This window comes from Robinsoniella sp. RHS (genome assembly GCF_001029355.1).
In the GTDB taxonomy this organism is placed as follows: Bacteria; Bacillota; Clostridia; order Lachnospirales; family Lachnospiraceae; genus Robinsoniella; species Robinsoniella peoriensis.
This window is the reverse complement of the sequence record NZ_JNGB01000163.1, coordinates 1-6,959: the sequence shown is the minus strand read 5'-3', so window position 1 is coordinate 6,959 and position 6,959 is coordinate 1. Positions and strand designations below refer to the sequence as shown.

The window sequence follows — 6,959 nt, the reverse complement described above, 5'->3', positions numbered from 1 at the left end:
GGAAGGCTTACCGCAGAACTGGCATTTTCTAACCTTCCCAGAGCCCTTTTTGGCGGCACGCGGGCATTCGCTCCGAAATCCTGATGCATTTCGCAGCTCACTGCCCGCTTACAATCCGATGGGAGCCAGTCGAATTGTATCCGCCAAAAAGCACTCTGGGAAGGTAAGTAAATACTCAGCTCTGCTATACGCCTTCCAAATCAATGTCCTGGCTCGCCCCCTTCTCTTTCCGAGATAGCATTCGTTGATACAAAGCTGGTTTTCTCAGCATGATGGGACCCCGGGGTTGTGGCATGCTGTACGCTATTGGCATAGAACACTTAAAAACCAATAAACCAGCTGGATTTTATCACTCTGAACTGCCGTAACACACTCTGCTGCATCCAAAAACGAACAGACCGTCACACCCCAAGGGTCTACACCAGGCTGAGAAAAGCAGCTTTGTGTCAACGAATGCTATCTCGGAAAGATGGGTGTGGGAAACTGGTATGGGCGGAGAAAGCGTAGAGCAGATCTGAGTATTTACTTACCTTTCCGAAGTGTTTTTTGGCGGATAGTATTCGACTGGCTCCCATCGGATACTAAGCGGGTACTGAACCGAGAAATGCATCAGGATTTCTCGGTGAATGCCCGCGTGCCGCCAAAAAGCGCTTCGGAAAGGTTAGAAAATACCAGTTCTGCGGCCAGCTGACGGAGCCCATGCCAGTTTCCCACACCCATCTTTCCGTACACTACCTACATCTACAAAGCGTCATTCCTCAGCTAAACCCCAATTTAATAAGTCCCATACTATTTTTCAGACACCGGTGCTGCATTTAAAATTTCCGTTCTGGTGACTGCCTGGTCTTTTGCATTTTGCATATCCACGGCAAGCACATCCTCATATCCGAGTCCCAGAACCGTATCCTGCATTTCTTTCAGCAAGCTGTTAAATTCTTCTTCCCCTGATGCAAAGATCATCTTCCAGGAATAGTCCACAATGGATGCTTTGCACTGGCTTCTCAGCGTTGTAATGTTGGAATCTTCTTCCGGTGCAATATAGCTGCTTCCCGGAGCTACCATAATCTGATCGTGGCTCTCCAGATAATCTAAGGTTGTTTTCGCACCCATCTTCTCCTGCCAGTCTGTATCCAGTTTTGTTTTATTCTCTTCCAGTACGGAGTCCCATAACAGATAATTGTATGCCGCATTGGTATTGGGATCGATGTCTACTAATGAATTTGTTTTATAATTCAGGGCAGATACGCCGTCCTTCCAGGAACCGCCGCCCCATTCTTCCGGCACCGCTACATCATTGCTGGGAAGCGCCTGCTTTCCAAAATCTGTGAGGCATGGCTTTCCATCTTTCATTTCCCATGTGAGACCTTCCGGTCCTGCTGCGCCGGATGATTGTCCGTTAATCTCTATACCTTCCGGAGAATATAACCAGTCAATGAAGTCAGCCAGTCTCTGTGGATCTTCTGCTTTACTGCCGATAGCCATTACACTATTGGAATTGCCTTCTGCATAACATCCGTAAGAAAAGATTTTCATGTCGTCGATTGGTGCCAGCATAAATCCTTTTCCCTCTTCTTTACGCTCCGGAGTATTGTACATATTCTGTCCAAGCCATGGCCATGGGGCATATAAGACTTGTCCGTCTTTATATTTTGTTCCAAGGGTATCGTAATTCTGTGTCGTGGATTCCGGATCCACAAGCCCCATCTGATTTGCATCAAAGAAGAACTTTAACACACGGACATACATGGAATTATTGTCAATTATACTCTGGTAGTCGGAACCATCCGCTTTAGCCAGTACAAATCCCTGCTCGTCATAACCATAGAAACAGGTTGGCTGTTTTGCATTATTCATCATATTGCCGTCCCAGTCCTTGAATAAAGATATAGCATACGTTTTTTTACCGGAGTCGCTGACAGGGCATACCTCCTGCATTTTTTGCAGAACAGGAAGCATATCCTCTAAGGTCTTCATCTGTGGATATCCTGCCTCTTTGTATGCATCCCATCTGAAATACGGTCCAAACGTAAGATCCAGGCCTTCACTTGGTGTATCCGCCGGCTGTGTGGATATTTCACTTGGAATCGCCCAGGTTCCTTCTTCCTTCACCAGTTTATTGGTTTTGTCAATTGCCGGCTGATAATTTTTAACAACATCTTTATCCTTCAGTAAATCCGACATGTCCATTAAAAGTCCTGCCGTAACCAGATTCTGTAATTTTCCATTTCCGGTGCCCGTAATAATTAAATCCCCAAGATCCCCTGCTGCGGAACGTGTCTGAAACAGGGTATCTCCTCCGCCTGCAACATTTGGTGCAATGATATTCAGTTCCATATTAAATTTATCCTTGACCACCTTTGCGAACCATCCCGACTGTATCCCCTGGTAATTAGCCAGACTGTCAAATACATCAACGGTAATAAAATCTTCATATTTACTGTTTGAGACTGCTTCTTCTCCTGCTGCCGTACTGCCTCCTGATGAATCTGCCGTCCCCTTGCTTTTGCCACCGCAGCCAGCTAACACAGATGCTGTCATAGCCATACATAAGAGTATACTGATTAATTTCTTTTTCATATCCTACCTCCATATTTTTATTATATTTTATATTTAATTTAAGCGCAAATAAACTTCATTTATTCCCGCGGGCAACGAGCCTGATGGGCACGCGGCACGCTTGCCGGTCCGCCTGGCAACTGCTGCCGGGGCACTATTTATTATCCCTTTACCGATCCGATCATAATTCCCTTTACAAAGTATTTTTGGAAAATCGGATAAACAAATAAAATGGGCAGTACTACGATCACAGAAACCGTCATCCGGATTGAAGTAGGTGTCTGCTGGGTTGCCAGGGCTGCCATATTCAATGCCGATCCTGCATTATTTTTTACCATTGCCGCCAGGGAATTTGCCTGGTTAATATACTGGTACAACAGATATTGCAGGGAATAGAGCTTTTGATCCGTAATATAAATCAGAGTATCCTGAAAGGAGTTCCACTGGGCAACTGCTGCAAATATTGCCACTGTCGCAAGAATCGGCGTACATGTGGGCAGTATGATCTTGCAGAAAATTTTGATAATTCCGGCGCCGTCGATTTCCGCTGCCTCCTGCAGGGATTTGGGTATAGATTCAATGTAGGTCTTAACCAGAATAATATTAAACGGCTGTACAATCGCCGGTATCACATATACCCAGAAGGTATTGGTAAGATGCAGGGTTTTCATCGTGATAAACATGGGTATCAGCCCTGCATTAAAATACATGGTGATGACTAAAAAACGATACCAGAGTTTTCTGTGCCACATTTTTTCCTGGGTAAACATAAATCCCAGAAAAGCCGATGCCAAAACAGTCAGTGCTGTCCCAAGCATGGTTCGTGCCAGAGAGATCAATGCCGCCAGCGGCAGGCCTTTTAACTGCAAAACCTGAATATAATTCTCTAAATGTACTTTTTGTGGCAGAAAATTAATCATCCCGTTGGCACTTAGGTCATTGGCACTGATTGTATTTATAATAAGATAATAAAAGGGGTAAGCACAAATAAGCGTCAGCAGCCCGAAAATCAGATAATTAAATATATTGAATGTTACATCACCTTTTGTAAGATGTTTTTTCTTTTTTATTTCTTTCATCTCTTCTCCTTCCCAACATTAAATAATAGATTCTCCCCTGGTCTTCTTCGAAACAAAGTTGACAATTACCAGAAGCGTTACACTCACCAGGCTTTTCAGCATACTGATGGCGGTGGCCAGGGATAAACTGTTACCTGTCATGCCAATGTTATAAACGTAAAGATCTAATACCTGAATATGTGCTTTGTTGAACGAATTCTGGAACACAAAGTACTGGTCCATTCCATTGTTCAGAAAATTGGCAATGGACAGCATAAGCAGTACAAAGAATGTAGGCATCAAAGCGGGAAGTGTAATATTGCGCATCAGCTGGAAACGGTTTGCACCGTCCACTCTGGCTGCTTCGTACAATTCCGTATCCACACCTGCGATAGATGCCAGATACATGATGGAGCCCCAGCCCAGGCCTTTCCAAGTATTCCACAAAATCATCCAGAGCCAGGTATGAGAATCACTGTCTAAAAATTTTAAAGGATCTGTGATTACACCCATATGCTGCAGCATGGTGTTCACCATACCACTGTTGGAAAACAGACTGAATGCCACAGAATAGACAAGTACCCAGCTGATAAAATTGGGCAGCGTGGTGAGGGTCTGTACCAGATTTTTAAACCACTTGCATTTGATCTCATTTAAAAATATCGCAAATCCGATTGGCAGTATGGATGTTGCTATCCCCAATAAACTCATTGCAAATGTATTTTTCATTACCTGCATCAGCTGTTCCATCTGGGTCTTATTTGCAAATAACGTCTGAAACCACTGCAAACCTACAAATTCACATTTAGACAGCGGAAGGGGTGGTTTATAATCAAAAAATGCGTAGATCCAACCGTGTAACGGAAAATACGAAAACAAAAAGCACAGGATAATAAAGGGCAGTACCCAAAAAAATAACTTTTTCCCCTGTCTGCTCTTCGCTTTTTTCTGTCTGTCACCAACTGTGGCAGATGCTAAATTCTTCTTCACTCTATTTCCTCCTATCAATTCACATGGGGCGTTTACTTGCATTTATGTTATCATCCCAAGGATTTTACGGATACCTTCAAAATTTCACATGGATCCTGTAAAAATTACACCTTTGTGGTTCTGGAGAAAAAATCTCTAATTTTATCCGTATTTTTTCTATCATTTCTCCTGTAGACCTTTTACCTGCTCCCATATAAGATAGGGCTAATAACTTATTTAATAAATAGAGGAGAAAACCTATGAAATTCAATATCAACAGTCCCATTTTTCAATTTATCAATACCCTATGTGAATACATTCTGCTAAATATCGTATTTCTGATCTGCTGCCTGCCTTTGTTCACGACCGGTGCCTCCTTAAGCGCACTGTATCAGGTCACTATACAGGAAGCCAGGGGAGATCATGGTTATATTTTGAAAACTTTCTTCCATGCGTTTCGGGAGAATTTTAAAGCTGCCACTCTGGCTTTTTTGTTTTATTTCCTAACCGGAGCTATTCTTTTATTCAATCTGGTCTTTTGGAATGCAATCGGTACAATGGCTGCTAATGTAATATTGCTGGTGTTGACACTGCTCAGCGTTATGCTGGTAATATCCTTTCTGTATACCTTTCCATTGATTGCAAGATTTCAAAACCATATCACCGAAACAATCAAAAATTCTTACCGGATTGCCTTGGAACATCGGCTGCAGACCATTGCCCTGCTCATCATACAGGGTATTGTCATTCTTTTGTGTTTCACGGCAGCTCAGACAAAACTGTTCATGGTAATTGTGGGCTTTGCTTTCATTGCTTATTGTAATTCTTTTCTGTTTAACAAAGTTCTTTCTAAATATGAGGATGAGGCTGTGTGTTCAAAATGAACAGATATAAAAATACCGGAGAATCGCCAATTTTTTGGCAATTCTCCGGTATTTTTGAAATTCTCAATTTTGATCTTTATAACATTAATAATAAACTTTTAATCTTTTTTATATTTCGTATTTCTTATTTCACAGGAGTTATATTATTATCTTTTAATACTACATCATGGGCTCCGCCTTCTACAATACTTACGGATGATACCAGGGTCAGTCTTGCATTGCTCTGGAATTCCGGTATGCTTAAGGCACCACAGTTGCACATGGTAGAACGTACTTTACTAAGTGTTATGCTCAGGTTGTCATGGAGGCTTCCTGCATATGGTACATAGGAATCAACACCCTCTTCAAAAGAAAGCTTGGATGCTCCGCCCATGTCGTATCTCTGCCAGTTTCTGGCTCTTGCGGAACCTTCACCCCAGTACTCTTTCATATAATTACCATTTACCATAACTTTATTTGTCGGGCTTTCATCAAATCTGGAGAAGTATCTGCCCAGCATACAGAAATCTGCGCCCATAGCAAGTGCCAGGGTGATATGATAATCATGTACAATTCCACCGTCCGAACAGATTGGTACATAGATTCCTGTTTCTTCAAAATATTCGTCTCTTGCTTTTGCCACTTCGATAACGGCTGTTGCCTGTCCACGGCCGATTCCTTTTGTTTCACGGGTGATACAGATCGATCCGCCGCCGATACCTATTTTAACAAAGTCAGCACCTGCTTCAGCCAGGAAACGGAATCCTTCACGGTCAACTACATTTCCTGCACCTACTTTTACGCTGTCTCCATAATTTTTACGGATGAATTCGATGGTCAGCTTCTGCCATTCGGAAAATCCTTCTGAGGAGTCAATGCAAAGGATATCAGCACCTGCTTCTACTAAAGCTGGAACACGTTCTGCAAAATCTTTTGTATTGATACCCGCACCTACAATATAACGTTTGGAAGTATCAAGGAGTTCTAATGGATTTTCTTTATGAGAATCATAATCTTTACGGAATACAAAAGCCACCAGTCTCTGGTTGTTATCCAGAATTGGAAGAGCATTTAATTTGTGATCCCAGATCACATTATTTGCCTCTTTCAGGCTAATACCCTCTTTTGCATAGATTACATTTTCAATCGGGGTCATAAATTCAGAAATTCTGGTTGCAGGATCCATACGGCTTACGCGGTAATCTCTGCTTGTAACAATACCTACCAGCTTGCCGTTTGCAGTACCGTCATCGGTTACTGCTACAGTTGCATGTCCGGTCTCAGATTTTAAAACCAGAATATCTGCAAGCGTCTGATCCGGTCTCACATTGGAATCACTGGATACAAAACCTGCCTTATAATTTTTAACCCTGGTTACCATCTCTGCCTGCTGTTCAACTGTCTGTGAACCATATATAAAGGAAATACCACCTTCTTTGGCTAATGCAATTGCCATGTTGTCATCGGAAACCGACTGCATGATCGCAGATACAAGCGGAATATTCATAGAAAT

General features: G+C 42.5%; 6 protein-coding genes. 1 reads left to right on the top strand and 5 read right to left on the bottom strand.

Annotation, left to right across the window (positions count from 1 at the left end; genetic code table 11):
• Positions 1-609: 609 nt before the first annotated feature.
• The 4 genes from RHS_RS32140 to RHS_RS27225 all read right to left on the bottom strand — a co-directional run bounded on the left by RHS_RS32140 (position 610) and on the right by RHS_RS27225 (position 4,604).
• On the bottom strand, positions 610-732 hold the full coding sequence (locus RHS_RS32140) for a hypothetical protein (protein ID WP_255348072.1): 123 nt from the start codon (positions 730-732) through the stop codon (positions 610-612).
• Between the two features lie 57 nt (positions 733-789).
• Positions 790-2,577 carry an extracellular solute-binding protein gene (locus RHS_RS27235; protein WP_047834940.1) on the bottom strand — a complete coding sequence of 596 codons (1,788 nt, stop codon included), beginning with the start codon at positions 2,575-2,577 and terminating at the stop codon, positions 790-792.
• A gap of 140 nt (positions 2,578-2,717) precedes the next feature.
• Positions 2,718-3,635, bottom strand: a complete 918-nt coding sequence (locus tag RHS_RS27230; RefSeq protein ID WP_047834939.1) for a carbohydrate ABC transporter permease — start codon at positions 3,633-3,635, stop codon at positions 2,718-2,720.
• Positions 3,636-3,653: 18 nt separating this feature from the next.
• Positions 3,654-4,604: a sugar ABC transporter permease gene (locus tag RHS_RS27225; RefSeq protein WP_027293386.1), complete on the bottom strand. Its 951-nt coding sequence runs from the start codon at positions 4,602-4,604 to the stop codon at positions 3,654-3,656.
• 239 nt (positions 4,605-4,843) lie between these two features.
• On the opposite strand from RHS_RS27225, the gene RHS_RS27220 reads away from it, so the two are divergent.
• Complete coding sequence (locus tag RHS_RS27220; protein ID WP_047834938.1) at positions 4,844-5,467, top strand: YesL family protein; 624 nt, start codon at positions 4,844-4,846, stop codon at positions 5,465-5,467.
• A 124-nt stretch (positions 5,468-5,591) separates the two neighbouring features.
• Here RHS_RS27220 and RHS_RS27215 read toward each other — a convergent pair.
• Positions 5,592-6,959 (bottom strand): IMP dehydrogenase (locus RHS_RS27215; RefSeq protein ID WP_047834937.1); only part of this gene is annotated, 1,368 nt, incomplete at its 5' end.

Coding starts and splice junctions, on each gene's coding strand:
- RHS_RS27235 (WP_047834940.1), bottom strand. CDS start 2,577: ATGAAAAAGAAATTAATCAGTATACTCTTATGTATGGCTATGACAGCA.
- RHS_RS27230 (WP_047834939.1), bottom strand. CDS start 3,635: ATGAAAGAAATAAAAAAGAAAAAACATCTTACAAAAGGTGATGTAACA.
- RHS_RS27220 (WP_047834938.1), top strand. CDS start 4,844: ATGAAATTCAATATCAACAGTCCCATTTTTCAATTTATCAATACCCTA.